The organism is Flavobacterium notoginsengisoli, from assembly GCF_042686225.1.
GTDB classification, from domain to species: Bacteria; Bacteroidota; Bacteroidia; order Flavobacteriales; family Flavobacteriaceae; genus Flavobacterium; species Flavobacterium notoginsengisoli.
Window position 1 is genome coordinate 400069 of record NZ_JBHUOT010000002.1, and the last position, 25322, is coordinate 425390.

At 34.9% G+C, this 25322-nt stretch carries 27 protein-coding genes, 1 tRNA gene and 2 pseudogenes; 9 read left to right on the forward strand and 21 right to left on the reverse strand.

The window, feature by feature from the left end; translation table 11 throughout:
* Nucleotides 1-21: 21 nt before the first annotated feature.
* The 5 genes from traN to ACFS3A_RS07110 all read left to right on the forward strand — a co-directional run bounded on the left by traN (nt 22) and on the right by ACFS3A_RS07110 (nt 3028).
* Nucleotides 22-924, forward strand: coding sequence for a conjugative transposon protein TraN (gene traN / locus ACFS3A_RS07090; RefSeq protein WP_260031512.1), 903 nt, complete (start codon nt 22-24; stop codon nt 922-924).
* Nucleotides 925-945: 21 nt separating this feature from the next.
* Nucleotides 946-1506, forward strand: a complete 561-nt coding sequence (locus tag ACFS3A_RS07095; protein WP_260031510.1) for a conjugal transfer protein TraO — start codon at nt 946-948, stop codon at nt 1504-1506.
* An 11-nt stretch (nt 1507-1517) separates the two neighbouring features.
* Nucleotides 1518-1967 carry a DUF3872 domain-containing protein gene (locus tag ACFS3A_RS07100; RefSeq protein WP_143884027.1) on the forward strand — a complete coding sequence of 150 codons (450 nt, stop codon included), beginning with the start codon at nt 1518-1520 and terminating at the stop codon, nt 1965-1967.
* Nucleotides 1968-2072: 105 nt separating this feature from the next.
* The gene (locus ACFS3A_RS07105) at nt 2073-2336 is read left to right on the forward strand and encodes a molybdenum ABC transporter permease (RefSeq protein WP_143884026.1); all 264 of its coding nucleotides are present in this window, start codon (nt 2073-2075) and stop codon (nt 2334-2336) included.
* 299 nt (nt 2337-2635) lie between these two features.
* The gene (locus ACFS3A_RS07110) at nt 2636-3028 is read left to right on the forward strand and encodes a response regulator transcription factor (protein ID WP_143884025.1); all 393 of its coding nucleotides are present in this window, start codon (nt 2636-2638) and stop codon (nt 3026-3028) included.
* 3 nt (nt 3029-3031) lie between these two features.
* Here the strand turns inward: ACFS3A_RS07110 and ACFS3A_RS07115 are convergent, their stop codons facing one another.
* The 10 genes and pseudogenes from ACFS3A_RS07115 to ACFS3A_RS07160 form a co-directional block, all read right to left on the reverse strand.
* Nucleotides 3032-5374: a DEAD/DEAH box helicase gene (locus ACFS3A_RS07115; protein WP_143884024.1), complete on the reverse strand. Its 2343-nt coding sequence runs from the start codon at nt 5372-5374 to the stop codon at nt 3032-3034.
* Nucleotides 5368-6066, reverse strand: coding sequence for a hypothetical protein (locus ACFS3A_RS07120; protein ID WP_260031505.1), 699 nt, complete (start codon nt 6064-6066; stop codon nt 5368-5370). The genes ACFS3A_RS07115 and ACFS3A_RS07120 overlap by 7 nt, the downstream gene beginning before the upstream one ends.
* Nucleotides 6067-6433: 367 nt before the next feature.
* Nucleotides 6434-7243: pseudogene (locus ACFS3A_RS07125) on the reverse strand (PRTRC system ThiF family protein).
* Nucleotides 7240-7953, reverse strand: a complete 714-nt coding sequence (locus ACFS3A_RS07130; protein WP_260031499.1) for a PRTRC system protein B — start codon at nt 7951-7953, stop codon at nt 7240-7242. Before ACFS3A_RS07130 ends, ACFS3A_RS07125 begins: the two are co-directional and overlap by 4 nt.
* A gap of 10 nt (nt 7954-7963) precedes the next feature.
* Nucleotides 7964-9118 carry a hypothetical protein gene (locus ACFS3A_RS07135; protein ID WP_260031497.1) on the reverse strand — a complete coding sequence of 385 codons (1155 nt, stop codon included), beginning with the start codon at nt 9116-9118 and terminating at the stop codon, nt 7964-7966.
* 17 nt (nt 9119-9135) lie between these two features.
* Nucleotides 9136-9354, reverse strand: a complete 219-nt coding sequence (locus ACFS3A_RS07140) for a PRTRC system protein C (RefSeq protein WP_038330829.1) — start codon at nt 9352-9354, stop codon at nt 9136-9138.
* Between the two features lie 26 nt (nt 9355-9380).
* Nucleotides 9381-9983 (reverse strand): PRTRC system protein E, encoded by a 603-nt coding sequence (locus ACFS3A_RS07145; RefSeq protein ID WP_260031496.1) that lies wholly within the window; start codon nt 9981-9983, stop codon nt 9381-9383.
* Nucleotides 9984-10187: 204 nt separating this feature from the next.
* Complete coding sequence (locus ACFS3A_RS07150) at nt 10188-10664, reverse strand: DUF1281 family ferredoxin-like fold protein (RefSeq protein ID WP_260031495.1); 477 nt, start codon at nt 10662-10664, stop codon at nt 10188-10190.
* Between the two features lie 55 nt (nt 10665-10719).
* Nucleotides 10720-11793, reverse strand: coding sequence for a DUF932 domain-containing protein (locus ACFS3A_RS07155; protein WP_260031494.1), 1074 nt, complete (start codon nt 11791-11793; stop codon nt 10720-10722).
* Nucleotides 11794-11838: 45 nt separating this feature from the next.
* Complete coding sequence (locus tag ACFS3A_RS07160; RefSeq protein ID WP_260031493.1) at nt 11839-12231, reverse strand: single-stranded DNA-binding protein; 393 nt, start codon at nt 12229-12231, stop codon at nt 11839-11841.
* 755 nt (nt 12232-12986) lie between these two features.
* Between ACFS3A_RS07160 and ACFS3A_RS07165 the strand changes: the two genes are divergently transcribed.
* Nucleotides 12987-14459 (forward strand): recombinase family protein, encoded by a 1473-nt coding sequence (locus ACFS3A_RS07165; RefSeq protein ID WP_159333377.1) that lies wholly within the window; start codon nt 12987-12989, stop codon nt 14457-14459.
* Between the two features lie 326 nt (nt 14460-14785).
* Nucleotides 14786-15772 (forward strand): annotated as a pseudogene (locus tag ACFS3A_RS07170) (recombinase family protein); the annotation flags it as partial.
* A gap of 529 nt (nt 15773-16301) precedes the next feature.
* Here ACFS3A_RS07170 and ACFS3A_RS07175 read toward each other — a convergent pair.
* Nucleotides 16302-16376: transfer RNA gene (locus tag ACFS3A_RS07175), tRNA-Pro, on the reverse strand.
* Nucleotides 16377-16553: 177 nt separating this feature from the next.
* Here ACFS3A_RS07175 and trxB point away from each other — a divergent pair.
* The gene (gene trxB, locus ACFS3A_RS07180) at nt 16554-17501 is read left to right on the forward strand and encodes a thioredoxin-disulfide reductase (protein WP_379824676.1); all 948 of its coding nucleotides are present in this window, start codon (nt 16554-16556) and stop codon (nt 17499-17501) included.
* Between the two features lie 154 nt (nt 17502-17655).
* On the opposite strand, the gene ACFS3A_RS07185 is transcribed toward trxB, so the two are convergent.
* The 5 genes from ACFS3A_RS07185 to ACFS3A_RS07205 all read right to left on the reverse strand — a co-directional run bounded on the left by ACFS3A_RS07185 (nt 17656) and on the right by ACFS3A_RS07205 (nt 21925).
* Nucleotides 17656-18489: a GIN domain-containing protein gene (locus ACFS3A_RS07185; RefSeq protein WP_379824677.1), complete on the reverse strand. Its 834-nt coding sequence runs from the start codon at nt 18487-18489 to the stop codon at nt 17656-17658.
* A gap of 85 nt (nt 18490-18574) precedes the next feature.
* Nucleotides 18575-19309 (reverse strand): head GIN domain-containing protein, encoded by a 735-nt coding sequence (locus ACFS3A_RS07190; RefSeq protein ID WP_379824678.1) that lies wholly within the window; start codon nt 19307-19309, stop codon nt 18575-18577.
* A 3-nt stretch (nt 19310-19312) separates the two neighbouring features.
* Nucleotides 19313-21034, reverse strand: coding sequence for a PspC domain-containing protein (locus tag ACFS3A_RS07195; RefSeq protein WP_379824680.1), 1722 nt, complete (start codon nt 21032-21034; stop codon nt 19313-19315).
* A gap of 3 nt (nt 21035-21037) precedes the next feature.
* Nucleotides 21038-21370 (reverse strand): PadR family transcriptional regulator, encoded by a 333-nt coding sequence (locus ACFS3A_RS07200; protein WP_008464689.1) that lies wholly within the window; start codon nt 21368-21370, stop codon nt 21038-21040.
* A gap of 99 nt (nt 21371-21469) precedes the next feature.
* On the reverse strand, nt 21470-21925 hold the full coding sequence (locus ACFS3A_RS07205; protein ID WP_379824681.1) for a DUF4870 domain-containing protein: 456 nt from the start codon (nt 21923-21925) through the stop codon (nt 21470-21472).
* 255 nt (nt 21926-22180) lie between these two features.
* On the opposite strand from ACFS3A_RS07205, the gene ACFS3A_RS07210 reads away from it, so the two are divergent.
* Nucleotides 22181-22633 (forward strand): DUF4442 domain-containing protein, encoded by a 453-nt coding sequence (locus ACFS3A_RS07210; RefSeq protein ID WP_379824682.1) that lies wholly within the window; start codon nt 22181-22183, stop codon nt 22631-22633.
* A gap of 137 nt (nt 22634-22770) precedes the next feature.
* On the opposite strand, the gene ACFS3A_RS07215 is transcribed toward ACFS3A_RS07210, so the two are convergent.
* The 5 genes from ACFS3A_RS07215 to ACFS3A_RS07235 all read right to left on the reverse strand — a co-directional run bounded on the left by ACFS3A_RS07215 (nt 22771) and on the right by ACFS3A_RS07235 (nt 25295).
* Nucleotides 22771-23445: a hypothetical protein gene (locus ACFS3A_RS07215; protein WP_379824683.1), complete on the reverse strand. Its 675-nt coding sequence runs from the start codon at nt 23443-23445 to the stop codon at nt 22771-22773.
* A gap of 125 nt (nt 23446-23570) precedes the next feature.
* Entirely contained in the window at nt 23571-23729 is a 159-nt protein-coding gene (locus ACFS3A_RS07220; protein WP_379824684.1) for a hypothetical protein, read from the reverse strand.
* A 118-nt stretch (nt 23730-23847) separates the two neighbouring features.
* Nucleotides 23848-24534, reverse strand: coding sequence for a hypothetical protein (locus ACFS3A_RS07225; RefSeq protein WP_379824685.1), 687 nt, complete (start codon nt 24532-24534; stop codon nt 23848-23850).
* A 9-nt stretch (nt 24535-24543) separates the two neighbouring features.
* Nucleotides 24544-24966, reverse strand: a complete 423-nt coding sequence (locus ACFS3A_RS07230) for a hypothetical protein (RefSeq protein WP_379824686.1) — start codon at nt 24964-24966, stop codon at nt 24544-24546.
* Nucleotides 24963-25295 carry an EF-Tu C-terminal domain-related protein gene (locus tag ACFS3A_RS07235; RefSeq protein ID WP_379824687.1) on the reverse strand — a complete coding sequence of 111 codons (333 nt, stop codon included), beginning with the start codon at nt 25293-25295 and terminating at the stop codon, nt 24963-24965. The genes ACFS3A_RS07230 and ACFS3A_RS07235 overlap by 4 nt, the downstream gene beginning before the upstream one ends.
* Between the last annotated feature and the right edge of the window lie 27 nt (nt 25296-25322).

A 25322-nucleotide genomic window follows, 5' to 3' on the forward strand; every position in this document is an offset into this window, starting at 1 on the left:
TTAAACTCAATATTTAGACAAATGAAAAATATTTTTAAAACCTTTTGGGCAGTTGCCCTGACCATCGGCTTTGCCGTAACCTCCTTTGCACAGGATAGTGTACCTGTAAAAACACCCCTTGAATTGGGCAGAATTGAGCCATATCGTATGGAAGTAACCTACGATAAAACCTCGCACCTGATTTTCCCTACTGCCATTCGTTATGTGGATTTAGGAAGTGAGTACCTGATTGCCGGAAAAGCAGAAGATACAGAAAACGTATTGCGTGTAAAAGCATCGGTTCGGAATTTTGAAGCCGAAACCAACTTTTCCGTCATTACCAATGATGGTCGTTTTTACTCTTTCAATGTGTATTACAGTTCTTACCCGGAAGCGTTGAGCTACGACCTGCTAACAATGCAAAAAGCAGTAGATAAAGCCAACGGAAACGATGTGCTGTTTGAAGAATTGGGCAACAATTCTCCGTCTTTGGCTGGTTTGTTATTGGAAACCATTTACAAGAAAGACAAACGTATAGTAAAACACATCGGGGCAAAGAGCTTCGGTATTCAGTTTATCCTGAAAGGTATCTATATCCACAATGGGAAATACTATTTCCATACGGAATTAAGGAACAAAAGCAATGTGCCGTTTAACATTGATTTTATCAATTTCAAGGTAGTAGATAAAAAGGTAGCCAAACGTACCGTAATACAGGAACGACCTATAATACCGCTTCGCACTTACAAGCCTTTGGAAGACGGAATAAACGGACAATCTACCGAACAAAATGTTTTTCTGTTAGACCAGTTTACCATTGCCGATGATAAGGTATTGCTAATTGAAATCTTTGAGAAAAACGGTGGACGACACCAAACACTTCAGGTAGAAAATTCGGACTTAATCAAAGCCCGTGTAATCAATGATATACACCTGAAATTTTAATTACCTTTTAAAGCAATTACAATGAAAAAATATATCTACACCGTGATGTTGCTCTTTATGGCCATCATGGTAACACAGGCACAAAGAATGTTACCTAAACAAAAAGGTTTGGAAATAAGCACAGGTATTTTGTCTGATGATAAAATCGGTAATGATTATTACATCAGTCTTGGTATGACCGTGAACGGTAAAAACGGAAATTATCAGATATGGGCTTTGGAATACACACACCAATACCACGATTATAAATCGCTCCAAATACCGCAGGAAACCTACACCGTTGAAGGAGGTTACAGTTTCTTTTTATTAGGCGATGCCCGTAAGAATATCACACTGAATGCCGGGATAACAGGTGTTGTTGGTTACGAAAACATCAACCGTGGCGAAACGATGCTGTATGATGGTGCGAAAATAATGAGTGAGGATAATTTCATTTACGGTGCCGGTGGTCGCCTGACCTTTGAAACGTACCTGTCTGACAGATTTGTATTGGTTTTGCAAGGGCGTACCAAAGTGTTATGGAGTACAGATTTGCGACAGTTCCGACTGTCCGCAGGTGTGGGATTAAGGTTTAACTTTTAAAACATAAAACGATGATAGCAATATTTAATAAATTCAGAATAGGATTACTAGCGATATATGTACTATTGGCAATCTTTACAGCTTCGGTTACTTTGGTATCTTGTAGCAAAGATGATGAACTCGAAATAAAGAACGATTTTCCTTTCGAGGTCAATGTAATGCCAGTGCCTAAAGATGTTACCAATGGGCAGACCGTTGAGATACGCATTACCATACAGCGTACAGGAAATTACAGCAACACACAATATTTCCTACGCTACTTCCAATTCGACGGACAAGGTACTTTGCAGTATTATAATGAGCCTCCGTATCTTCCGAATGATTTGTATCCTTTGGCATCGGAACAATTTCGATTGTATTATACTTCAACTTCAGCAGTTTCACAATCCTTTGACGTTTGGATTTCGGATAGTTTTGGGAACGAAAAACAATTGAGTTTTCAGTTCAATAGTAGTGATTAAAAAGAAAAAGAAATCCTGCCTTTTTATGACAGGATTTCTTTTTTAGGATAATGAGTGGGAAAATTATTTTGTAAATTTAAAATGTGAATTTAAAGTGATTTTGTTATGATTTCTTCATTGGTTATAGGGATAATATCTTTAGTTGCAGGTTTGGCACTCCGTTACTGGATTAACCGAAGAAAGTTTTATAGAAGAAGTCACTCTGGTGCAGAGGGCTTTTCGTCTTATGAAAAGCAGGTCACCATTAAGTTTCTTGAACGAGTTGGTAAATGGATAGCTTATGCACTGATTATTTTCGGGCTGTTGTCAGTGTGGGTTTACTCTCGTGAAAAAAAGGCAATAAAAACAGAGCAATCAAATCAAAAATAATTTCTAATTACATTTTTAGGAGAATCGGATATCTAAAAGGTTATCCGATTTTTTGTTTTTAAAAGAGATAAAGATTGATAAGGGTTACAATTATAGAGAGAATGCTAATCAATTAAAACGACTTTAGTATATTTACTTAGTAAAATAAGACAACAAGACAATAAGTAGGAACGCTCACGCTAGGCGTGGGCGCTCGCTTATTCGTTGTCGGGTATACCAGTGCCTCAGTATCGATAAGTTGTAGTTGCCTACGCTTCTTTTTTGTGCAGGCAATCCATTAATTTGATACGAGAATAAATATGGAAACTGGTACATCACAACAAAAAATCACCCTTGCTTTTATCGATGGCAAAAGCCCAATTTTGGATCTGATTTACAACGAACTCATAGCTTCAGGAATTGAAGTGTTGTTTAGATCGGAAAGTATTAAAGATGGATTAATTCAATTATCTGATTTAAAATCTATACCAAAGGTTTGTATTATTGACATTGATTTTTACGACAAGAATATACTGGAACAGCTACAGAAATTGAGATCAAAATATCCATCGATTAAGCTACTTGCTCATAGTGATATTGACGATGAGCAAGTAGGCAAGGCTCTTTTGGATATTGGTTTTTCAAATTATCTAATTCTTGGTAGTGACGTAGATAATTTTAAAAAAGCCATTGACAAGGCTGTCAATGGCTAGGATTTATAGATATCTTTCAATTAATTTAAAATTGTCAAAATTTTCAGTGTATTCATCTATATTTTTCTTAAAGACGATTTCTGTTTCATCTATTTTTTCAACATATTCGATAAGTTCTTCAATTTCATCAAAACTAAATCCGTATTTAATTAACCATATTTCAGTCTCATTATTAGTACCGTATTTTATATAATTGCTTAAAACTTGTGCTCTAATATCATTAGTTTTTTGAAAATATAATATAAAGGCACTTGACAAAGGATCTTTAAGGGATAATGACAACACTTTGTCTATATAATCATAGGTATCATATATTATCTTGTCAAAATCAATATCAACTATATTGGTATCTCTTGGAAATAATGAAACTGGTCGTTTAAAGGTCTTATTTGGCAAAGGTTCTGCGATGCAAGAAAACCTAACTTTTTTCTTTGATAATAATAGTCTAAATTCTCTAGAAGTTATCTCTTTTTTTAATAATTGTCTTCTCAATGCCCTCCTATAATCTTTTTCTGACAAAAAAGCATGTCGTAATGAAATAATTTCAGCAAACGATTTACCTTGAATTTGCCAGAGTAAAATTGGAATAGACGTACTGAGAACATTTTTTTCTCCATTTGATAACTCAGTACGCCTAAGATGTGCTTTATATATATTTTCAAACGATATTTTAATTTTTTTTCTTTGATCATCTTCTAGTCTATAATATTCCTTTACAGTTAACGGTTGTGATTGCTTATTTAGAAATTTATCTAAGATAAAAACTATTTCGTCATCAAGGTTTGCACCTGATATCCGTTTAATCTGGCTCTCAGTAAGCTGTAAATCAACATTAAAGGTGTCATTTTTAATTGCGTCAACAATATCTATAAAATCTTCATTGTTAGGATCTGTTGTGTCATCTAAATTAGATGTAGTTGTTAACTTCGACTCTTTATTTAGCCTTTCTATAAAGAGCTTTTTGTTTTTTTTCTCTATCACTACGTAACCGAAGTCAAAACAATCATTTTCAGTTGTTGTCCGTCCAGCTCTACCAATCAAATTTTTTAGATTAAGAGTTTTTTGATCTTCGTTTCCAGTAAATGTGAAATTATTGATCCAGACTATATCGAAAGGCATATTAATGCCTTGAATTAAAGTTGATGTTGAAAAGCAAATTTTTGCATGATGTCCATTAACGAAATCTTCGATTATTAAACGAGCTTTAAGCGGTATTGAACCATGATGGATAACAATTCCTCGTTTCATTAAATAAATTAATACAGAGTTTTTTTCTCGGTCATCTTTTGTTCCCAAAAACTCTTCAAGTTTACTGATATAAGATAAACCTTTTTCATCTGAAATTTCAGGACACAATTCAATATACTCGGCAAAAGTTTCAATAAAACTCCCATCATATATTTTTGATTTAGATATATAAATTAAAGCTGTACCATTATTTTGAATGATCTCTTTAACAATATTATTATCTATACCTCTTCCTTTTATTCTATCGTCGAAAGGCGAAAAGTATTTAAAACCATTATCAAAATGCTCAATGTATATTTTTCCGACAGTCTTTTGATTGTATGTTTCTGAATCTGTGTTGTTTGTAATGTCATGTTTTTTGAATTGAGCATCTGGGTTGAGTACAAATGGATGAGTAAAAATTTTTTTAACATTTTTTAGCTTTTTATCAATTCTCCTAACCAAAGAATCAAATTTCATTCCTCTAATTCCTTCTTCTGAAATCTGAGCCTCGTCCAATAATATTAGTTCTAAATTTAGATTATCTATATTCCTGAAAATCTCTTCACCCCGTTCAGGAGTAATAATATAAATTCTGTTTTTTGTGCGCTTAGTGTTGACAATTTCAATGAATTGAAGTACTAATGTTTCCTTAGAAACTAATTTTTTAACTTTTATTAAGTATTCTGAAAGTAATGCTCGTGATGGCAAAATAATAATTATATCTCCCTTGGATTCTTTTATCAGTTCTTGAAATAGAAAAGATTTCCCTGCACTTGTTGGAGCAGAAAACGAAAAATTGGTGTATTTCTTTATTGAATTATACGCATCGGCTTGAACAGGTGTAAAATTATGCCCTGTTTCTTCAATTATTGATTCAGCATATACATTATATATTGTTTCGATGAACGAATTAGGTGTGCTTGTTTTGTAAAACAGTCCCATAAGAAACATTAATTTCCCTTCATATTTTTTAAAATCTTCTGGTATATATTTTTTTAAATACGATAAAGATTCTAAATGACTGTTGCTGACAGGTCCATATTTATGAAAGTCAAAAAGAATTTCTTTAATAGTTTGTTCATCAACCTTCTGCTGAAATAAAATGTTACTTAACATAATTCTACCGCGATTAAATATAATTCTTTGTTTTTAATTATCTCTTTAATTGGTTTAGAATCAAGAGCATTATTCAATATCGTGATAATACTAGCACTATTGAAAGAAAATGCCGCGGCATATCCCTTTTCATCATTAATGATGTTGTTTTTTGTAGTTTCGTCTAAAAATGGTTGTAACCAAAGTAATTCTCCATTATCTCTATCATTAATAAAATTATTTATTTGTACTAATGCTTCAGGTCTTGGAGTATCATTTGTGCTAAACTTTGCTTCTCCAAATATTAAATAATTAGCAGAACTAATGCTGTGAAAGTCAAAACCAGGATTACCAGATATTTTTTCTTTCAAAAGTTCGGCTAGAGGTATTTTTTTATGTAGGAATTTAACTTCCAACGCGTGTTGTGCTGAGTATGAAACAATATATTCGCCAATATCCGTATTCACAGTAGTTGAAACTTTTGCAATTATTTCATTAACTATCTTGTTAATAGTTTTTTCAGCATTTGCTTTAAAAACTTTCTTGGAAATTTCATCCAAATTATTTATCCAACTCGTATCAGAAATATTAGTTTCTATTTCTTTAATGATAGGCTTAAAATCATCAATTCTTATATGAATGCAGTTAATATTGCATTCAGAACCAATTGGGAGTTTACTAAGTATTTTATTATCAATATGGTTAATATTCATTAGTGGTTCTGATTTATAATTACTTATTTTTGGTCAAATAGAAATTCAATAACGAATCTTGCTACAAATAACAAACTTACTGAATTAAAGCAATGTTTAAACAACTAGCAAACAAAAATCTATCCTAACCAAGCGACGTTCTTTTGCTTCTTTTCTTTGGTCGATGCGTGGAAAGAAAAGAAGTCATATCATAAACGACAAAAAGGGATAACGAATATCCCTGCAAAACAGATCGCAACCTGTTTGATGAAATGTGACGTGAGGACGGTTCGTAGCCTTACATTTTGGCAAAGTGGTTGTTCCGCTTAGATGCAAAAAGACTGCCCCGACCTTCGGGAGGGAGTATCTTTTTGCCGCCCGATTTCGGCTATCGGGCGACTGGAATGGGTTGTGAACGAAAGTCTTTCAGATTTAGAAAAAAGCCTCTGTATTCTGTCAATCCGTTACGAAATAGACCCCATCACAAAGAACTTCCCATTTGAGCCAATGACGAATTGATATACAAATCCTGTTTTTCCAATGCTTCAGCTAAACTGCAACTTGGTGTGTCGTCTTGCTGTTCGGACTGCTTCAGCAAATCGCCAAATTCTTCTGTAACCATTGGCAGATTAGAAACGGTTTCGTATCTGTCGGAATTGGGTTGTTTTATATCTCCTATGGTTGATAATAATACCTGTCCTGTGTATTGGCTGTTGCCGTAATCTAGCCAATATTTTGGTGTATGATGGTAATACTTTCCGTAGTCCAATGCTTTTAATATTTCAGCAATACCAAATCTTGCTCTTACACTATCCACGCAGGTAATAAAGATTGTCGCTTGTGCGTTTTCGGGAACTTTGCTCAAACTGTCCTTTTCAAACTTCTGCGTTTCGGCTTTCCAGTTTGTACCTGCAAAACGGTTTGCTCGGTTGATGAGAGCAACGGATTTATATAATCCTACCTCACATTCAGCGAAACGCTGTCTGCCCAAATTTGCTTCTGTAATAACATCATCATCCCAAAGGCGAACGGACAATCCTGCGTGTCCTAAAGCTATTAAACTGTGGTTCATTTCCATTAAGGCGGTCAAAACCTTTGAGCCTGTACCACCTGCACCGATAAGGTTTACCGATATGGGATTGGTAGCATTTATCAAACTGCTGTCTGTAAAATGGACTTTTATTTTTTCGTTGTTCATCGCAATATGTCTTTTAAGGTTAGATTACTTTTTGTCAATACTTCCATTGGAAAGGCTTCGCCAGTGACAATTAAACTCTCCCAATGGCTTACGCAATTTCCATTTATCGGGTTATGACCGTGCATTAAATGACTGAAATAGCTGTTAAAGAAAAAACCTTCCCATTTGTTTATAAATTCTTCCAATGAAGCGGTTTTCTTTATGCGTACATCTACCGTACCCATACATACATTGCCGTCCTCATACACGTTAAAAAAGGGAGCATTGTACAGCTTTGTTTTTATTGTAGGTCTTCTGCTATTTGACAAGGCGAAAACTGCTAAACCCTTTCGGTTGGCTACCCACAGCATAGGCGGTACATTGGCTTTGCCTTTAGGTATGCCCAGACTTTCTACAAAATACATTTCCCTTTGTGTGGCTTTGGTAAACCAAACTACTTTGTTTGCATTAGGCTCAAAGTATAAAACCTCATTGCTTAATATTCCCTGCGGTTTCAATAACGGTTCTTTTTCCTCTTTGGCGGTCTTCAAAGCCTTAGCCAGTTGGTTAGCTTCCTTTACGGTTAAAGGGTGTGCATTAATGGGCGTACCGTTTTTATCCATATCAAAATGCTCTACATAAGTATTGTTACCCTTTCCAGTAGTCTGATAAAATACCAATGCTGATTTTGGGTAGTATAGCGTTCCGAAATCCTGTGTTATATCGTTCATAGCTTTGTTTTTAAAAATTATTCAAAATGTATGTCAATTCATTTATCATCGGTAGCAAACGGTTTTCAAAATCCAAAGTATTGGCGGTTATATCACTTCCGTCAAACCGTTTGATAATAATGGGTTCTTCCATCTGTCCGTATTCCTGTAATTCGTTGTTAACGGATTCTACCACATTATCCATAAGCCAGCCTGTACCGTCTGCACAGAATGAAACATATTTCTCCATTGAAATGATATTTTCCATGTCTTCTTCATTGGCTTCGCCATTTGGTCGGGCATTGCGGAATACGTTTGCATTAGGGTATTGCTGATAAATGGCATAGGCTTCCTGTGCTACTTTAAAGCAATCAGCATCAATCTTATCTTTCGATTTAAAACGGTTTAACCGTTCTTTAAAGAGCCTTAAATTAGCTTCGTTGTAAATTTTCTGTTCCATACGGTCGCCAATCCATTCTGCTTGAGAAAATTCGCTGAGGTAGGCTTCTGTATCTTCTCCGTAATCATCCTCGGTTACCCAATCTTTGTGCATTTCATACATCCAGTACAGATAACTACTTTCCTGTCTGTAGTATGGAATGTCGGCAATGTGGTACAAATAACTGCAAACTGACAAAAACAGTTGAGCGGTATGTTTTCGCTTTGGGTCTTTCAACCAACGAAATAAGGGTATTACAGGAATGTAATACAGGGTTGCACCAGTATTATATCTTTCCTCGCTTGTAAAAAACACTTTCTTGCTATCCTGTATCAGTCTGATTTCTTCCCAATCCGTTATTTTAAGTTTTAGCTGTTCTTCGGTGTCTTTTAAAGCCAATGCGATATTGTAGGGGTAGCCATAAGATTGCGTTGATTTCGGAATGATACCGTAATGCTCTGCCAATTGAGAAAGGGAACTATAAAAATCCCTTTCCATTTTAGCATTATCCCTGCAAGCCTGTACGGTTTCTGTTTCGTTCAGTCTTGGGAGAAACGAAGTCCTTAAAAAACCATTGGCAACATGGCTACTGGTACGGACTGCTGTTTGTCCTTTTGGATTTCGTTTGCGTCTTTCGGTCGTTGCATCCAGTTTGCAAACTCGCTCAACTGACGGTGCAATTGCTTTTGCTTGGGTTCTTGGGGCATTTGGAATGTTCCCGATACGGTATGTCGTTGCATAAGTCATTGTTTTACTGTTTTAGTTTAACCTTTTGTTCCCATTGCACTTTCAAAACGGTACTGTACGGTATCGTCCTTGATTTGTGGTGCTGATACTTTTGCGGTAGTCAGAATGGGGTATGTATTGGAATAAAAATTCATTACTGCTTGTACACTCCATTGCGGTTCGGGGTCGTTGAGTTTGATTTCCTGCCCCTTATCATTCAATATAAAAACTCGTTGTAATTGCGTTGCTAATAACATAACATTTGATTTTTGGGTTAGTACTTCTATTCTTCTTCTCCTGCTTTATCAATGGGGTAATCGTCTGTAACTTCTGCCGATTGTATCGGTTCGGGTGTTGCTTCTTCTGTTGCACCGAAAAGGCTCGGTGTGGCAAATTTGTCCGATAGTGAAGTTTTACGTTTGCGTATGGCATCGGCATAGTCGGGAAAATCGGCAGGGTTCGGCACTTTCATCCACGCTTCACGGAATTTACCCTCTTTTTCCAGTTCGTCAGCCTTTGCCATAGCTTCTTTATATTTCTTTTCCTTGGCTTCCTTTTCTTTCTTCTCCTTATCGGCTTTTTCCTTTTCCATTGCCGATTGTTTTTTGACTTCTTCCATTTGCTTCAAGAATTTCTCCATATCCACCATCAAACCCGAAACGGTCTGTACTGGTGCGGTTATCTGTTCAAAAAATCCCTCATCAAACTCCTGTGCGGTAGCATTGAATGTAAGGGGCGGAATAAGGTTTTTTGCACTATCCCCGCATTGTTCATTGTTAAGCATAACCGATACGATTAGCTTGGTTTCTGCTCCCTTTGAAATGTTCAGTTGCAATACTCCTGTAAAGTCCAACTGCTGTATCTGATTGAAAAAATTTGTGTTCATCGTTCTAATTTTTTTGTTTATCCTCTAATCGTTTTTTCTTAGCTGTCAGTTTATTGAACATATCTGTCCAGTAGGCGTTCTGTCTCTTGTCGAACTCTGAAAAACTTTCGTCCTCGTGCCTGTAACCAGTGAACCGTTTGCTAATCTTTATGGCTTCATCAAGATCAGTGACTTCGATAGAGCATCCGTTTAAATCCGTTACTTTCATAGCAATGATAATTTGCGTTCCAAAAGCGTTTCCAGTATTTCGTAATCGCTGTCATAGGTTTTTCCCTCAAAATGGTAGGTGTCTTTATCTTCGTCAAAATCATACGCTTCTAGGTCTTCATCGCTCAAAAATACATCGTCCAGTATTCCGTTTTGATAGATTGCCCTGCCATATATTCCGTTTCCCATTTCCTCATAATCCTGTATAAAATCAACTTGGTAGCGGTCTGCTATGCTCCGCAGTATCTCGGAGTTTGGCGACCATTTTGTTTCGTACTGAAAATTCCCTTCATCGCCCTCGTTCCAGTAGATATTGAAGAAATACCCACCGTTTGTACTGTCTGTAAAGTCGGGCAATTGCCCCTCTTCGGCTTGTTCTTCCTTTTCCTTTAGGGTTTGAAAAAGTTGTTGTATCTGTCTGATTGCTTCGGGTTTCCCCTCAAATACAACCGTATTACTGCACCAATTCGCCATAATATTTGTTTTTAAAAGGCTACCACCGTTTGCAAGGCAGTAGCCTATGGTTTAATTAATTGAGTTGAAAAACGTCTGCACCAACTTTCTGAAAAGAAGTACATAATTCAAATGCTTTCTGTGATTTAAGTTGAGCAGTACCGCCCATTACAATACTCTGTAATTTGGCTTCGTTGTCTTTGTAATTTCTTACGTTCTGATAATAGCCTGTTACTGCATTATATGCCCCGAACAAAGTACCTTTTGTGGTGTCCATCTGTTGGGTATCGCTTACCATTGCATAAGCAAAAGCATCTTCAACCACGTTTTTGTATACGGTGGAAACTTCATCTTCCGCACCTTTTTTTAGCAGTTCCAATGTTTCCTTATTTGGGCAAAGTGCCAGTTGGATTAGCTTTTTAACTTCTTGGTCTGAAACTTTTACTTTCGTCCACTCATTGAAAATTCCTTCTAATTGGTCACTGAACTGGTTCGCAATTCCCATAACTTTATGTGCATTGTCCAAACGTTGTTTTGCTCCTGCGGTGTGCTTAATGCGTACTACATTGCTCATATTACGCAAAGAAGCATTTAAGGTATTTTGGCAAACGATACGGATAGGTGTAAAAGCGGCTGTAATACTACCGCTACCGTCATGCGAAGTCGTAAGGAAGATGTATTTTTCTGTCACATCATCGCCATTGCCCACACGGATATAACTAGGTAATTTGGCGGTGATAAAAATGCGTTCCCCATTACCCAAAGCTCCTGCGGTTTCGTATAAAATGCCGTCCGTACCACCTACAATACTGTCAAAGAATGAAAAAGCATCCCTGTTTTGTACGATATGATAGTCTTTACCCACCACACCCAAAACTGCATTGTTATCGGTGCGTATGTTGGCGAAATAGTTAGGTACTTCCAGTTCGCTATTTCCAATCTCGATACCGTTAGCAGTTTCTATAATGCCTGAGCTTTTTGTAAAGAGTGGAGATTTTACCACTTCATAATCTAACCCTGCGTGTCTGATAGCTTGCTCACTTGTTGGGTAGTCCTGTACGATTTGCCCCAAACCGTGCCACGCTTTTTCCTTTACGCTAAAAAATGAGTAACGTCCTGTTTTGCTGTTGAAATTGATATTATGTGCCATGTTGTTGAAATTTTAAAAGTTTGAAAAATGAATATTTGATAGCTGTTAAAATGGTAGGTCATCTTCGGTTTGCTCCGCTTTAGCCTTGCCTTTGTTGTTATTGTCAGTAGCCTGTGCGGTTTCTGTTTTCCTGCTACCTCCGTGCAGTTTGATTTGTGAGGTATGGAAATTCAGTCCTGCTTTTGGCTCTCCGTCATTTCCTTTCCACGCTCTTGTACTTACTCTGCCTGTCAGTTCTACCAGTGTGCCTTTTGTGAGTAGTCTGGCTACGTTGGGAGTTATCCAGTACGAGCAGTCGAAATAGGTTGTTTGTTCTATGCGTTCGCCCTGCTTGTTTTTGTAGCTGTCGTTTGTTGCTACTGAAAAGTTTACTACTTGTTTGTCCTGTGACGTTGTGCGTACTTCCGCATCTCTTGTCAGTCTTCCTGTGATGTTCATGATTTTCGATTTTTACGTTGTTAAATTCCTGTTCGATTTTTTTTGATTTGATTTATTCGGCAATGAGAGGAGGTGCTTGTTTTCGTTTCACTTTTTCCATTTCCAATGCTGATATTTTTCATTTCTGACATTTTTTTTATTCGTGTAAAGAGCCGGAGTATGCTTTGTTTCGTTTCACGAGCATAAAAGGTTAGTGTTTAGCAGCAGCAAGGTTTTGTCAAAAAAATACGACCCGCATGGGTGGAGATTATTTTGCAAACCCAAAGGGCACGACCTTGCTGTTGCGTTATGAACACTGAAATACCTTTGCTCTTGAAATGGGACAAAAACAGCATACCGGCTCTTGGATAAAAAATAATGTGGAAGCCAATGGAAAAGGTATTGGATAATGACCCGATGTGCGTAGAAAACACGCAGCCATCGAGGCTGAGTTTTACAACACTTTAGTGTTCAATCAGTAGCTTATTATTTTCTATCTCATTCGGTCACCAATAATATATGGTCAAATACTGCCTTTAAAAGACAAAGACTACATCTTTGGGCTTTCTCTTTAAAATCATCCATAATTTCAAAATCCATATTTTCTAAATAGGATTGGTTATGAGAGATAATTCACAGAAAACTAAGGTCACCGCTGAGAAACTTAAGAAAGTTATGAAAGGTGATAAAACGGAAATGTCAAATGAAGATGCTACGAGAATGCTTCTGTTTTTAAAAAGACTAGCACGGATCGCTGTAAAAAAATATTTGGAAAGATGAGAGTAAGTAGAGAGCCCATTGCAGACATTTATGTACGTGTAAGCACAGATGAACAGGCCGATAAAGGTTACTCGCAACGTAACCAGGAAGAAATGCTGCGCAAATACTGTGAAAGCCATTCCATAGAAATACGTCATGTCATATACGAAGACCATTCTGCCAAAACCTTTAATAGGCCTGAATGGAAAAAATTGATAGCTAATCTGAAGAAAAACAAGAATCGTATCGATCTTATTCTATTTACCAAATGGGACCGTTTTAGCCGTAATGCAGGCGATGCATACCAAATGATAAATATTCTACGTGACCTCAATATTGAACCACAAGCCATAGAACAGCCGTTAGATCTCTCAATACCAGAGAATAAGATGATGCTGGCATTCTATCTTGCAGCTCCAGAAGTTGAAAATGATAGGCGTGCATTGAACGTTTTTTATGGAATGCGTCGAGCAAAGAAAGAAGGAAGGTATATGGGGTTGGCACCTGTAGGTTATAAAAATAAAGTTGATGAGAGCGGTCTCAAATTTATCACACCAAAAGAACCTGATGCATCAGTCTTGCGTTGGTCATTTGAACAATTGGCGAAAGGTCTTTACAATACCGAACAGATTTGGAAAAAATCAAGAGAAAAAGGGTTAAAATGCAGTAAAAATGCGTTCTGGCAGATGATAAGAAATCCGCTTTACTGTGGTAAGATATTCATTCCGCCATTCAAAGATGAAGAAGGTTATTTTGTAGAAGGACAACACGAGGCAATTCTAGAAGAAAAACTGTTTGAAGAAGTCCAGGATATCCTAGACGGGCGTGGGAGAAAATATCGCTTAAAAATTGATACACGTAATGAGTTTCCACTACGGGGATTTCTGATCTGTCCAAAATGTGGAAAATTATTAACAGCTAGCCGATCAAAAGGTAGAAGCAGATATTACAACTATTACCATTGTTATAAAGGATGTTCACTGCGTATTGGGAGTGATAAATTAACTGAACTGTTTGAACAGGAATTAGGGAGATATAAACCACGCAAAGAATTATTAGAAGTATATAAGGAAATTTTGAAAGAGTGCTATTTTGAGCAAACAAGAGATATACAGACTGCAAAAAAACAAATTTTTACACAATTGAAAGATTTTGAAAACCGGATATCCCATATAAGGGACCTATTGGCTACAGACAAGATCGACGCATCAGAATACAATGAAATAAAGAGCCAATACGGTATCTCAATCGATCAATTAAATAAGAAGTTTTCTGATGTAAGCGGAAGAATTCCAGATATAGAAGAACTTTTAAAAAATGATATTTCAGAACTTCTTAAACTTGATGGCGTTCTAAGTCAGAGCAGTAGTGAAGATTTAAGAGCTTTCCTAAACATATTATTCCCTGAAAAATTGATATTTGATGGAGAATCTTTCACAAAATCAAAATTCTGTCCGGCAGTGAAAAAGGGGTATCGATACATTGTATAGTATCTGAAATATCTAAAAGCTTTCAATACATAAAGTTTCAATCAAAATATGCCTTTATAGGGCATTTTTTTTTGATTTTCCCATAAAGGATTGTAGGAAATTAAACTCTGACAGTCCTACAATTCAATTTACAACAAAACAAACAATTTTTATGAACATTGCTGAAAAATAAGATGTTAGGTGTTTTGATTTTTGTAATTTAGTGCCAAACAAAGCCAACGAGCACCATTGAAAGACAGGATACATTACTTAAATAGTTTATTGTTAAGGGTTCCAGGATCTATGTATAATTTTTGTGCGGAGTTGTCTATAAATTATTTTTAGCGATGGGAAATATAGCAGACTTATACATTCGAGTTAGTACAGATGAACAGGCTGATAAGGGCTATTCACAGAGAAACCAAGAAGAGATGTTGCGCAAGTATTGCATCAATCAGTCGATTGAGGTAAGAAATATTATCTATGAGGACCATTCCGCAAAGACATTCAATAGACCCGAATGGAAAAATCTTGTACTGACACTTAAAAAAAAGAAAAATAATGTGAACCTTATTCTGTTCACAAAATGGGATCGTTTCAGCAGAAATGCTGGTGATGCCTATCAAATGATTAACATTCTTCGCGGGTTGGGCGTAGAACCGCAGGCGATAGAACAACCACTTGATTTGTCTATCCCTGAGAATAAAATGATGCTGGCATTTTATCTTGCGGCTCCTGAAGTTGAAAATGACCGTCGTGCATTGAATGTATTTTACGGAATGCGCCGAGCGAAGAAAGAGGGTCGCTATATGGGATTAGCTCCTGTAGCATATGAAAATAAAACTTCCGAAAATGGAAAGAAATTTATTGCACCGAAAGAGCCTGACGCTTCCGTTTTAAGGTACGCATTTAAAGAAATAGCGAAAGGTATATTCAATACCGAGCAGGTGTTTAAGCAAGCGAAAGAAAAGGGATTGAAATGTAGCAAGAATGCTTTTTGGCAGGTTATACGAAATCCATTGTACTGTGGTAAAATATTCGTTCCCCAGTTCAAAGACGAAGAAAGCTGTTTCGTTGATGGGCAACACGAGGGAATCATATCTGAATCGCTCTACTATGAAGTACAGGACGTATTAGATGGACGCGGACGAAACTATCGTCCCAAGATAAAAACCATTGATGAGTTTCCGGTTAGAGGATATTTGGTTTGCCCTGAATGCAGTAAGTTATTGACTGGAAGTAAATCAAAAGGTAGAAGCCGTTACTATGCATATTATCATTGTATCGGAGGATGTACGCATCGTGTGAATGCTGAAAAAGTCAACGCGGCTATTGTAGAAGACTTAATTGAATTTCTTCCTAAAATCCAAAATAGATCTTTCTATGAAGAAACCATTTCGAAAGACTACCTAGGTGGAACACTAGAAGTACAATCAGAAAAAAAGGAGATTTTGGCAGAAATTAAAGATTATGAAGATCGATTATCTCACACGCGAGACCTGCTTGCTACTCGTCAGATTGAAGCTGAAGACTATAGAGAAATGAAATCAGTCTATAGTTCAAAGATTTCTGCTCTGGAAGCAAAGCTAAATAGAGTTAATTATGATTCAGATAACATTCAAGACCTTATAAAACAAGGAATTAACAAGATAATTGAGATAGAGAAAAATGTAATGAAAGGAGAACTTGCAGAGATATCAAAAGATATTGGTTCAATTTACCCTGAAAAAATCATTTTTTCAGAAAGCCAAGTTCGAACCGCTCGTCGAAACGATTTTATACAACATATCAACTTGATAAACAAAAAGTTATATACAAAAAAAAACGGGACAAAAGTAGATTTTTCTACTTTGTCCCGTGAAGTCGGGGTGGCAGGATTCGAACCTGCGGCCTCCTGCTCCCAAAGCAGGCGCGATAACCGGGCTACGCTACACCCCGAAGATGTATTTGTAATACTGCCCGAAAGCGGATGCAAAGATAGAAATAAATTTCATTTACAAAAGGAAAAAATGAAAATAAATAAAACTTATTTTGACATAGTTATTTAGGATTTATTTTAGCCCTAATTTTTTATAATAAAGTTTACATTTGCAACTCAAAAAAACTATAGATACTATGTCAGATACAATTGAAAAAATAAAATGCCTTATTATAGGTTCTGGTCCTGCAGGCTATACTGCAGCAATTTACGCAGCCAGAGCAAATATGACCCCAGTATTATACCAAGGAATGCAGCCAGGTGGTCAGTTGACTACAACTAATGAAGTGGAAAACTTCCCAGGATATGTTGATGGGGTTACTGGACCGGAAATGATGATTCAGTTACAGGAACAGGCAAAACGTTTTGGTGCTGATATTCGTGACGGATGGGCTACAAAAGTTGATTTTTCCGGAGATATTCATAAAGTTTGGATTAATGATTCTATCGAATTGCACTGTGAAACAGTAATTATTTCTACAGGTGCTTCGGCTAAATATTTAGGATTGCCATCAGAACAACACTATTTAAATATGGGTGGTGGAGTTTCTGCATGTGCTGTTTGTGATGGTTTCTTCTACAGAAATCAGGATGTTGTTATAGTTGGGGCAGGTGATTCTGCTTGTGAAGAAGCACATTACTTGTCTAAACTTTGTAAAAAAGTAACGATGTTAGTGAGAAGTGAGAAATTCAGAGCTTCTAAAATTATGGAAGAACGTGTTCGTAAAACTGAAAATATCGAGATTTTAATGAATCACGATACTGTTGAAGTTTTAGGAGACAACAATGTGGTTCATGCGATTAAAGCTTTAAATAAAACTACTGGTGAAACAATAGAAATTCCTGCAACTGGTTTCTTTGTAGCAATTGGACATAAACCAAACACAGATATTTTTAAAGATTATATTACTCTTGATGAAACTGGATATATTGTAAATACTCCTGGTACATCTAAAACCAATGTTGAGGGTGTTTTTGTAGCAGGTGATGCAGCTGATCATGTGTACCGTCAGGCAATTACTGCAGCAGGAACAGGATGTATGGCTGCTTTGGATGCTGAAAGATATTTGGCTTCTAAAGAGTAAAAAATAGTTTCAGTTTTCAGGTTTATTTTGTTTCAAGTGTTGGAACACTGAAATCTTTGCAATAAAAAATCCCCGTTGAAAAACTTCAGCGGGGATTTTCTTTTTATAGTTAGTTTTCTAATTCAACTTGAGAAAATAAAAGCCTCAGGCAAAATTATTTAATCTTCTTAAACAGCTTAGCTTCTTCAGAAAAACGGGTCAGCGTGATAGCAGGATTTCCTAAAAGAGAAATTTCTGCTTTATCCCCAACAGCTAAAGAAAGGGTTGTTTCTGCAAAAATACTTCCTACTGCAAAATTTTCAGCTGTAACATTCGCTTCTTTCAAGGTAAATTTAGTTCCCGTAAAAACGGCATTATTGTCTAATCTTATAGTAGCTTTTTCAGCAATACCTTCGATTGCAGCATTTGCTTTTTGGTACAAATCACATTTGAATTTTATAGCAGAAACCAATGTTTTGATCGAAGCATATTTACTTAGTTGTAAACTTCCGTCATCGGCTTTTAAATTCAGTTCAGTTTTAGATTTGTCATCTGCAATTAAAGTGAATTTTTTTGCTTTAACATTCAGATATAATTTTGAAAAGTCTAGGCAATTCATCGTAATATCGTCTAATTGTAGTTCTTGTATAGCGTAAACAATCGCATCATTTTTAGTAATAACTTTATTTAATGATTTGGTATAAGTTACTCTAACAGCCAGTTTCTTGAAGATTGTAGATTCTTTGTTCGTATATAAGCGAAGTGTTTTTTCTCTTAAATCCATTCCAATGATATCATGTAAATTATCATCGGCTTCAATTTTGATTTCGTTTTTTTCTCCTTGCTCCAAATAAACTTCCAAATTATCATCGACTTCAATGGCGTCAAAACTACCAACTTCTTTTACTGAAGTCGTTACAACTTTAGAACCTTTAATTTTTTCTCTCTTTTGAGCGAAAGTTAATGTTGTAACAAATAATAATAGGAGCAGCGCTGTACTTTTTTTCATTAATTCTAGATTTGATTTTGACAAATATAAAAAAATCATCCACTTTTGATGAATGATTTCTTTTATATTTAACAGTTACATTGTTTTAGCTTTTGCTAACATTTCCTCCTGAACTTTCAGATTTCTCAATAGTTTTAGGAGTTCCACTGTAATTGATATTTCCTCCGCTGGAAGCCTTAGCTTTTAAACTTACAATTGGACGTACAGAAATTGTTCCTCCGCTTGAAGCTTCAGCCTGAATGTCATTTGCCATTAATTTGTCGGCATCAATACTTCCTCCACTTGAAACTGAAGTGCTGACACTTAAAGATTTACCTTCAATATTTACAGAGCTTCCGCTGCTGGAATCTACAGAGATTTTGTCCGACTCAATGTTTACCTGCATAGATGCTGCACTTGAAGTCTCTAATGTAATATTTTCTCCTTCGATAGTATTTTTAGTGTGAACAGATGAAGCACTTGAAGCTTCAATCCTATCTACAACAGGCATTTTTACGGTTACTTTTTTTGAAGTAATATTACGGAAAGAGCTGTACTTACATTCAATAATCAATGTTCCGTTTTCTACTTTAGTAACAATTTCTTTTTGAAGATTATCATCAGCTTCAACAGTGATTTCTTTAGAATCAGCTTGTTCGATTACTACATCAATGGCGTTGCTTACCTTTATATTGGTAAAATCACCCTGAACAGTTCTTTTTTCAGTCGTAACATTTCCGCTTCCTTCAATTGCATTCATGTTAAAATTACATGAAGCAAACAATAATGCTGTTAGGGTTGCGATAACAAATTTTGTAATATGAAAGATTATTTTGATCATGGCTTAGTTAATTTTGATTATAACTCCGTTTTTATCTGTGGTTAGTTTTCCTTTGGTTTTTTTGCCGTTTATAACTTCTTTTCCGTTAATTTTAACCGAAACTTCATTTATAGTGTCATTTTCAATAGTGGTTACTTCTTCTGAATCATTATCATCATTATCGTCTGCCGGACAGTTCAGACATTTAACTTTAGATCCTTCTACTTTATAATTGTAATCTCCATTGTAATTTAGGTTAAAGAAATCGTCTTCATAGTTGAAATAATCTCTAACAGAACTATCTGGTTTAAATAGTTGTCCTTCTGGAAGATATAGATAAATGTCAACTTCTTGTCCTCTAAATTTGTTTTTTACATCTGTCAGAAAAAAGTTATCCAAAATTAATTGATTTCCATTAACCTGAAACTTATAATTGATTTTTTCTGCTCTTTTTTTAGCGTTAGTGAAAGAATTTCCTCTTGCACTTTTTTCTATCTGAAGAAATGGAACTGTCTGGTCTGTATGTAAAACATGTAATCGAACGTCATTTGAATAAATCAATTCATTGTTAGCAGAATCCTGTACAAATTCAAACTCTCTGTAATGATTAAGACTTTTTGTATAATAATCACTGTATTTGAACTTTACATACAATGTGTCAGTTGTTTTGATGTTTATGGTTTTCTTTTCAATTACTTTATTATCATGAGAGATTTCAGTTGCCTGTTTAATTCCGATACTTGCTAAAATGGCAATTGAAATAATCCAAACTGCTAACAGCGTATATTTTGTAATATTTCCAATTGATTTTAAGTTTGGAGATAACAATTTAAAGCCTAAAAGCGTTAAGAAAAAGAACGGAATTCCAACAGCAAAGAACATTAATAATCCAAATGACCAAAGCGGATATTCTGTAAAGTTTCCGGCTTCAATAAAATTCTGCCAAGGGAAGTCAACAAAAATATTGGTTCCTAAAGTAAAAACTCCGATTAACAACATGATTAAAGTTGCGATTCCGCTTATGATTAGAATTACACCTAAAAACTTAGCAAAAATTTTAAAAACTGTCATGATAAAGTCTCCAAATGAACTACTTATTCTCTCAGCTCCCGACTTTACCTGGTTTCCCATTTTGTCATAATCCGCATTTTTGAATTTTTCAGAAAGGGTGTCAATTTCTTCACGAACTTTTTTTTCGATGTTCGAAATAGTTACCGGCTCTCCTGTCATTTCCAGTTTTTCTGAAGTTGTAACCGCTTCAGGAGTTACGATCCAAAGAACGAAATAAGCTAAAATTCCAGTTCCAAAACCTGCAAAAACGAAGATCAGGAAAATGATTTTAATCCAAACTGCATCAATTCCAAAATAATGACCTAACCCTGTAGCGACACCTCCAATTAAACCTTTTTCTTTATCACGGTATAATTTTTTGTGTTTTCTTTGACTGTAATTATTAAAAGATTGATTTGAATTTTCTTCGTCTTCCAGTCTGTAATCTTCCGGTTGTCCCATCACCGCAATCACTTCATCAACATCTTTCAGTCCTACAACATGCTTTTCACTTTTTTGTTTCTCTGTTAATAATTCAGAAACACGCATTTCGATATCTTTAATAATTTCATCCTGACCAGAAGAGTTGTTAAGTGATCGTTTTATAGCGTCAAAGTAGCGTGTCAATTTTAAGTATGCGTCTTCATCGATGTGAAAAAACATCCCGCCTAAGTTAATATTTACTGTTTTGTTCATGACTTATTGATTTTGATTGGTGATTAAGTTTACAGCGTCAGACAATTCTGTCCAGGTACCGCTAAGTTCATTTAAAAAAGTTTGTCCTATCTCGGTTAATCCATAATATTTTCGTGGTGGCCCTGAGGTCGATTCTTCCCAGCGATAATTAAGTAAACCGTCATTTTTTAATCTAGTTAACAACGGATAAACAGTTCCTTCTACAACTAGTAATTTTGCGTTTTTTAAAGTGTCTAATATTTCTGATGTATAAGCATCTTTTTCTTTTAGTACTGATAAGATGCAAAACTCAAGAACACCTTTGCGCATCTGTGCTTTTGTGTTTTCAATGTTCATAATTTCATTTTGTTTTTTTTTGATTGAACAATTCGTTTTTTGATTGATGATGATTGATTGATGATTGATTTCGAATATAACTTTTAACCTGTTTCAGGATTACTTTATAAAAGGAATCGTAATTGGATATTTATATAATTCTCCGTTTGAGGCTTTTATTGAAGCATAAATCACTAAAAAGAATTCAACAAATTTTAGTAATCCAAAAAGTACTACAGCTGTAATTCCTACACTTAGCATTCCGATATGTGATTGAAAATCGAAGTTTCTAATCACAAAATCACGATCATTAAAAACAGCTTCTATTGGAATATTCTGTAAGATGACAGATATAAAAATTGGTATAGCAATAAGTGCTAAAATCAAAGTATAAAGCAATAAGCTTAACTGAAAGTTCAAAGCCTGTTTTCCGTGATGATCTGCAAATTCAGATCTGTCTCTGTAATTTGTCCAGATGATTAACGGAAAAATATAGTTCCCAAACGGAATTATATATTGACTTAATGTACTCAAATGAGTAAATGCTGCTGTATTCTTTTCTGATGTTTTTTCCATGATGAGTGGTGTTGATGATTGCATGATTAAAAGTATATAGTAATTTCTTATGCAAATATATGTCTAAAAACTAGTATCTTGTTTTGCATAGTACCAAATATTAACATAATTTTAACAAAAAGAAGAGGTGAGTTTTTTGTTTAAATTGCTGAAAATCATCGGGAAGGATTGGATTTGTTGAGTTTATTCTGATAGTCAAATAATTTATTGTGCGCGCATAGTTTTTTTGTATTTTTACATAAAAAAATAAATCACATGGCACTTTCTGTATCAAAACTTAATAAGTTCGTTCTGTTTAAACTTCCTTCAGCCTACTTCTGCGGGGTTCGTGTTAAGGATATAAATGATTCAAGTTGTACTGTAACAGTCAAACACAGATGGATTAATCAGAATCCTTTTAATTCGATGTATTTTGCAGTTCAGGCTATGGCGGCAGAATTGACAACAGGCGCTTTGGTTATTTCTCAAATTCAACAGAGCGGAAAGAAAATATCAATGTTAGTAGCCAATAACAAAGGAAACTTTACCAAAAAAGCAACCGGAAGAATAACTTTCGTATGCAACGACGGACATTTAATTGCTGATGCGATTAAAAAAACAATCGAAACCGGAGATGGACAGACGTTCTGGATGAAATCTATCGGAACAAATGAAGAAGGTGTCCAAGTTTCGGAAATGGATTTTGAATGGAGTATTCGAGTGAAATAAGGTTTTGTTTGCAACGGATTTCACGAATTAGCACAAATTTTAAATGCAAAGTTATTAGTGTAAATTAGTGAAATTCGTGGCGAAAAAACATAAAAAAGGCTTCGAATTGTTTGAAGCCTTTTGTTTATTCTCTAAGTTTAAAAGTCTGCTTCATAGCCATGCCCATTTTTTCCATAAAAAATAAGCCATTTTGCTAATGAAAAAACAATGTGTAATTTGCTCTCTATACTTGTTTCATCAGCATTTTCTGGCGGATATTTTTCATTTTTTAGATATTCCAGATTGTTTTCTCTAGCAATTTTTAAAGCTTTTTCCATTAAACGATTTCCATAATCTAATGCTTCGTCAGCAAATTTAGTATCCCAAGCTTCATTTACTAAATCTTCGCCAATTACATCGACGCAATCAGATAGAAATTGGCCTCTAAATACATTTTCATCTTGCCCCATTGCTCGGTAAATTGGTACAGCATCAGGTTCTTTAGATAGTTCAATTACATAAAAGCCATTATATTCTTTTAGAAAATCCTCTTCAGAGAGTTCCTTATCACTTTCATTGTACCTTTCCCTTATCCAGTCATTCGCAATTTGATCATATCCAACTCTAGGTGCTTTGATAGTTTCATAACTCTGAATTTGGTTTTCAAACCATTCTTCCAGAAGCTCTTCTTTAGACAAAACCTTTTTCCCTTTTAGTTTGTCAAAGAAGCTGAGTTCCTGTTTTTCTTTTCCTTGAATAATATGCATTATTTGTTTGAATCTATTTTCAAATCCAGGTTTGGGTTTTCCCAAAGGTCTCATGTCTAATCCCATAAAATTTAGGTGTTGGTTTATTTAAGCAATGAAATTCAAATATATACAGAATTTTATTTGGTTTTTATTTTGACTACAAAAAAAGGCTTCGAACAATTCGAAGCCTTTTACTTTATAACTTACCGTTACTTTTTAGCACAACAAGATTTTTTGTCTTTTTTGTCTGCTGTCTTTTTACAACAAGATTCTTTTTTAGCTTTATCTTTTGATGCCGGTTTTGTGTCCTGAGCACTTACGCTAATTGTAAATAAAGCAACGGTAACGATTGTGATTACTTTTGTCATTTTGTTTTAATTGTTTTTTGTTAGAAGAATTATAATTGAGTGAATCAAATATAGATGGATTTATTGTTTGTAAGAATAGTTCTCTTGTTAATGTTTTGGTAAAAGTGAGTTTTCTTTACTAGAAGCCATAAGCAACTTTACGCTCTTTATATTGTCCTTTTTCTATGATCCAAACAATTTCATATCCACCAGCTCCGTCGCTATTACTAGATGATATATATAGAATGTCAGATTTTGAGTCATAATTTATTCGAGTGTTAAAAAGAGTAGGTTCAAATAAATCATCAAAAGAGCTTTTAGGAAGTTCAATAGTTTTTTTGTCAATAATTAAAGTTATTTTTTTGTAAGTCATTTTAGGAATTTCACCATCAGTACCCCAAAAGGATTTTCCGTTAATTTCTTTTAGAAAAGATTTGTTGTTACCTAAGAAGGTTAATTTTTCCAAATTTGATTCGAATTTTTTGCTTTCAATACTAATGATAAGATCATCTTTCTCAAAAATAACTTTAGTTTGAGTTTCTTTGATTAAAGGAATTTTTGTGAATTCAGTTAAATATTGAACTCTGTCTTTGTATAGATAACCATTTTTGTCTTTGTCATTTTTGGAATAATCAATGTTGATCCAATTGTTTTTTGGTTCAAAACAATACACTACAAAACCGTTATTCAATTTGTCTGAAGTATTATTTCCTTTCGATGCTTCAGTTCTAATGTTCACGTATCCGTCATTGTCTTTTATAACTGCAAATTGCGCTGATGCATTTATTCTGGTAAACATTATTAAGAAGACAAATATTTTCTTCATTGTTAATTTTTATTTGAAAAAATCATCATCAATTTTAATGTTTAACGATTTCATGATTATACCCTTATAGTTTTCTTTTAGTAAATTCCGTATTGCAGGTTGAGATTTGTATCCTATCTTATAATTATCATTTTCAATTTCAATGCTTTTAATCGATTTACTGATTTCGCTAATATTTTCATCGTTCCATCGTCCTCTTCCAAAATAAATATGACCTTCTGTTTCTTCCGGATTATGCGGAATTAATTTAAAAACAATTGAATCTCCTTTTTTCATCTCATCCAATTGATCGTTTTTAACTGCCGAATTGATAATTAGTTTTACTTTTACGTTGCTTTCACCTTTATTGGTAAAAAGAATACCTTGTGAAGGATCGCAACTTGTTAGGAGAAAAGTGAAGAGGAACAAGAATAATAAATTTATTTTTTTCATTTTTGGAAATTACGTTTTAGTTTCGGATTTACAATTTCAGTTATTTTTCCCGTTCCAATTATGCGTGCACCTTCACGAAAATCAAACTCTAAACCTTCATATAGTTTGCCTTCAAAATATTCGAAAGATAAAATGCTTATCGCTGCAGAAACTGATTCTCCTGGAAGTACAAATTCTGTACCAATGAAAAGTTGCATTCCAGAAGTCATATATTCATCAAATGAAAACTTTATGTGTGGTCTGTATCCAGAGCTTGCTGCAGTTTTTCGGCCGCCTTCTTCGGTACTTTTGTATTGTAATAATGCAATAAAATGAGGTTCACCAAACATAGTAATTGAATAAAATTTCTATGCTAA

Excerpts from the sequence above, each read along its gene's own strand:
- ACFS3A_RS07230 (WP_379824686.1), bottom strand. The coding sequence starts at position 24,966 with ATGAAAAAAATAAATTTATTATTCTTGTTCCTCTTCACTTTTCTCCTA.
- ACFS3A_RS07235 (WP_379824687.1), bottom strand. The coding sequence starts at position 25,295 with ATGTTTGGTGAACCTCATTTTATTGCATTATTACAATACAAAAGTACC.
- ACFS3A_RS07100 (WP_143884027.1), top strand. The coding sequence starts at position 1,518 with ATGATAGCAATATTTAATAAATTCAGAATAGGATTACTAGCGATATAT.
- ACFS3A_RS07210 (WP_379824682.1), top strand. The coding sequence starts at position 22,181 with ATGGCACTTTCTGTATCAAAACTTAATAAGTTCGTTCTGTTTAAACTT.
- ACFS3A_RS07225 (WP_379824685.1), bottom strand. The coding sequence starts at position 24,534 with ATGAAGAAAATATTTGTCTTCTTAATAATGTTTACCAGAATAAATGCA.
- ACFS3A_RS07120 (WP_260031505.1), bottom strand. The coding sequence starts at position 6,066 with ATGAATATTAACCATATTGATAATAAAATACTTAGTAAACTCCCAATT.
- ACFS3A_RS07200 (WP_008464689.1), bottom strand. The coding sequence starts at position 21,370 with ATGAACATTGAAAACACAAAAGCACAGATGCGCAAAGGTGTTCTTGAG.
- ACFS3A_RS07135 (WP_260031497.1), bottom strand. The coding sequence starts at position 9,118 with ATGACTTATGCAACGACATACCGTATCGGGAACATTCCAAATGCCCCA.
- ACFS3A_RS07115 (WP_143884024.1), bottom strand. The coding sequence starts at position 5,374 with ATGTTAAGTAACATTTTATTTCAGCAGAAGGTTGATGAACAAACTATT.
- ACFS3A_RS07165 (WP_159333377.1), top strand. The coding sequence starts at position 12,987 with ATGAGAGTAAGTAGAGAGCCCATTGCAGACATTTATGTACGTGTAAGC.
- ACFS3A_RS07185 (WP_379824677.1), bottom strand. The coding sequence starts at position 18,489 with ATGAAAAAAAGTACAGCGCTGCTCCTATTATTATTTGTTACAACATTA.
- ACFS3A_RS07215 (WP_379824683.1), bottom strand. The coding sequence starts at position 23,445 with ATGGGATTAGACATGAGACCTTTGGGAAAACCCAAACCTGGATTTGAA.
- ACFS3A_RS07160 (WP_260031493.1), bottom strand. The coding sequence starts at position 12,231 with ATGAACATCACAGGAAGACTGACAAGAGATGCGGAAGTACGCACAACG.
- ACFS3A_RS07205 (WP_379824681.1), bottom strand. The coding sequence starts at position 21,925 with ATGGAAAAAACATCAGAAAAGAATACAGCAGCATTTACTCATTTGAGT.
- ACFS3A_RS07130 (WP_260031499.1), bottom strand. The coding sequence starts at position 7,953 with ATGAACGATATAACACAGGATTTCGGAACGCTATACTACCCAAAATCA.
- ACFS3A_RS07140 (WP_038330829.1), bottom strand. The coding sequence starts at position 9,354 with ATGTTATTAGCAACGCAATTACAACGAGTTTTTATATTGAATGATAAG.
- ACFS3A_RS07145 (WP_260031496.1), bottom strand. The coding sequence starts at position 9,983 with ATGAACACAAATTTTTTCAATCAGATACAGCAGTTGGACTTTACAGGA.
- ACFS3A_RS07220 (WP_379824684.1), bottom strand. The coding sequence starts at position 23,729 with ATGACAAAAGTAATCACAATCGTTACCGTTGCTTTATTTACAATTAGC.
- traN (WP_260031512.1), top strand. The coding sequence starts at position 22 with ATGAAAAATATTTTTAAAACCTTTTGGGCAGTTGCCCTGACCATCGGC.
- ACFS3A_RS07195 (WP_379824680.1), bottom strand. The coding sequence starts at position 21,034 with ATGAACAAAACAGTAAATATTAACTTAGGCGGGATGTTTTTTCACATC.
- trxB (WP_379824676.1), top strand. The coding sequence starts at position 16,554 with ATGTCAGATACAATTGAAAAAATAAAATGCCTTATTATAGGTTCTGGT.
- ACFS3A_RS07105 (WP_143884026.1), top strand. The coding sequence starts at position 2,073 with ATGATTTCTTCATTGGTTATAGGGATAATATCTTTAGTTGCAGGTTTG.
- ACFS3A_RS07110 (WP_143884025.1), top strand. The coding sequence starts at position 2,636 with ATGGAAACTGGTACATCACAACAAAAAATCACCCTTGCTTTTATCGAT.
- ACFS3A_RS07190 (WP_379824678.1), bottom strand. The coding sequence starts at position 19,309 with ATGATCAAAATAATCTTTCATATTACAAAATTTGTTATCGCAACCCTA.
- ACFS3A_RS07095 (WP_260031510.1), top strand. The coding sequence starts at position 946 with ATGAAAAAATATATCTACACCGTGATGTTGCTCTTTATGGCCATCATG.
- ACFS3A_RS07150 (WP_260031495.1), bottom strand. The coding sequence starts at position 10,664 with ATGGCGAATTGGTGCAGTAATACGGTTGTATTTGAGGGGAAACCCGAA.
- ACFS3A_RS07155 (WP_260031494.1), bottom strand. The coding sequence starts at position 11,793 with ATGGCACATAATATCAATTTCAACAGCAAAACAGGACGTTACTCATTT.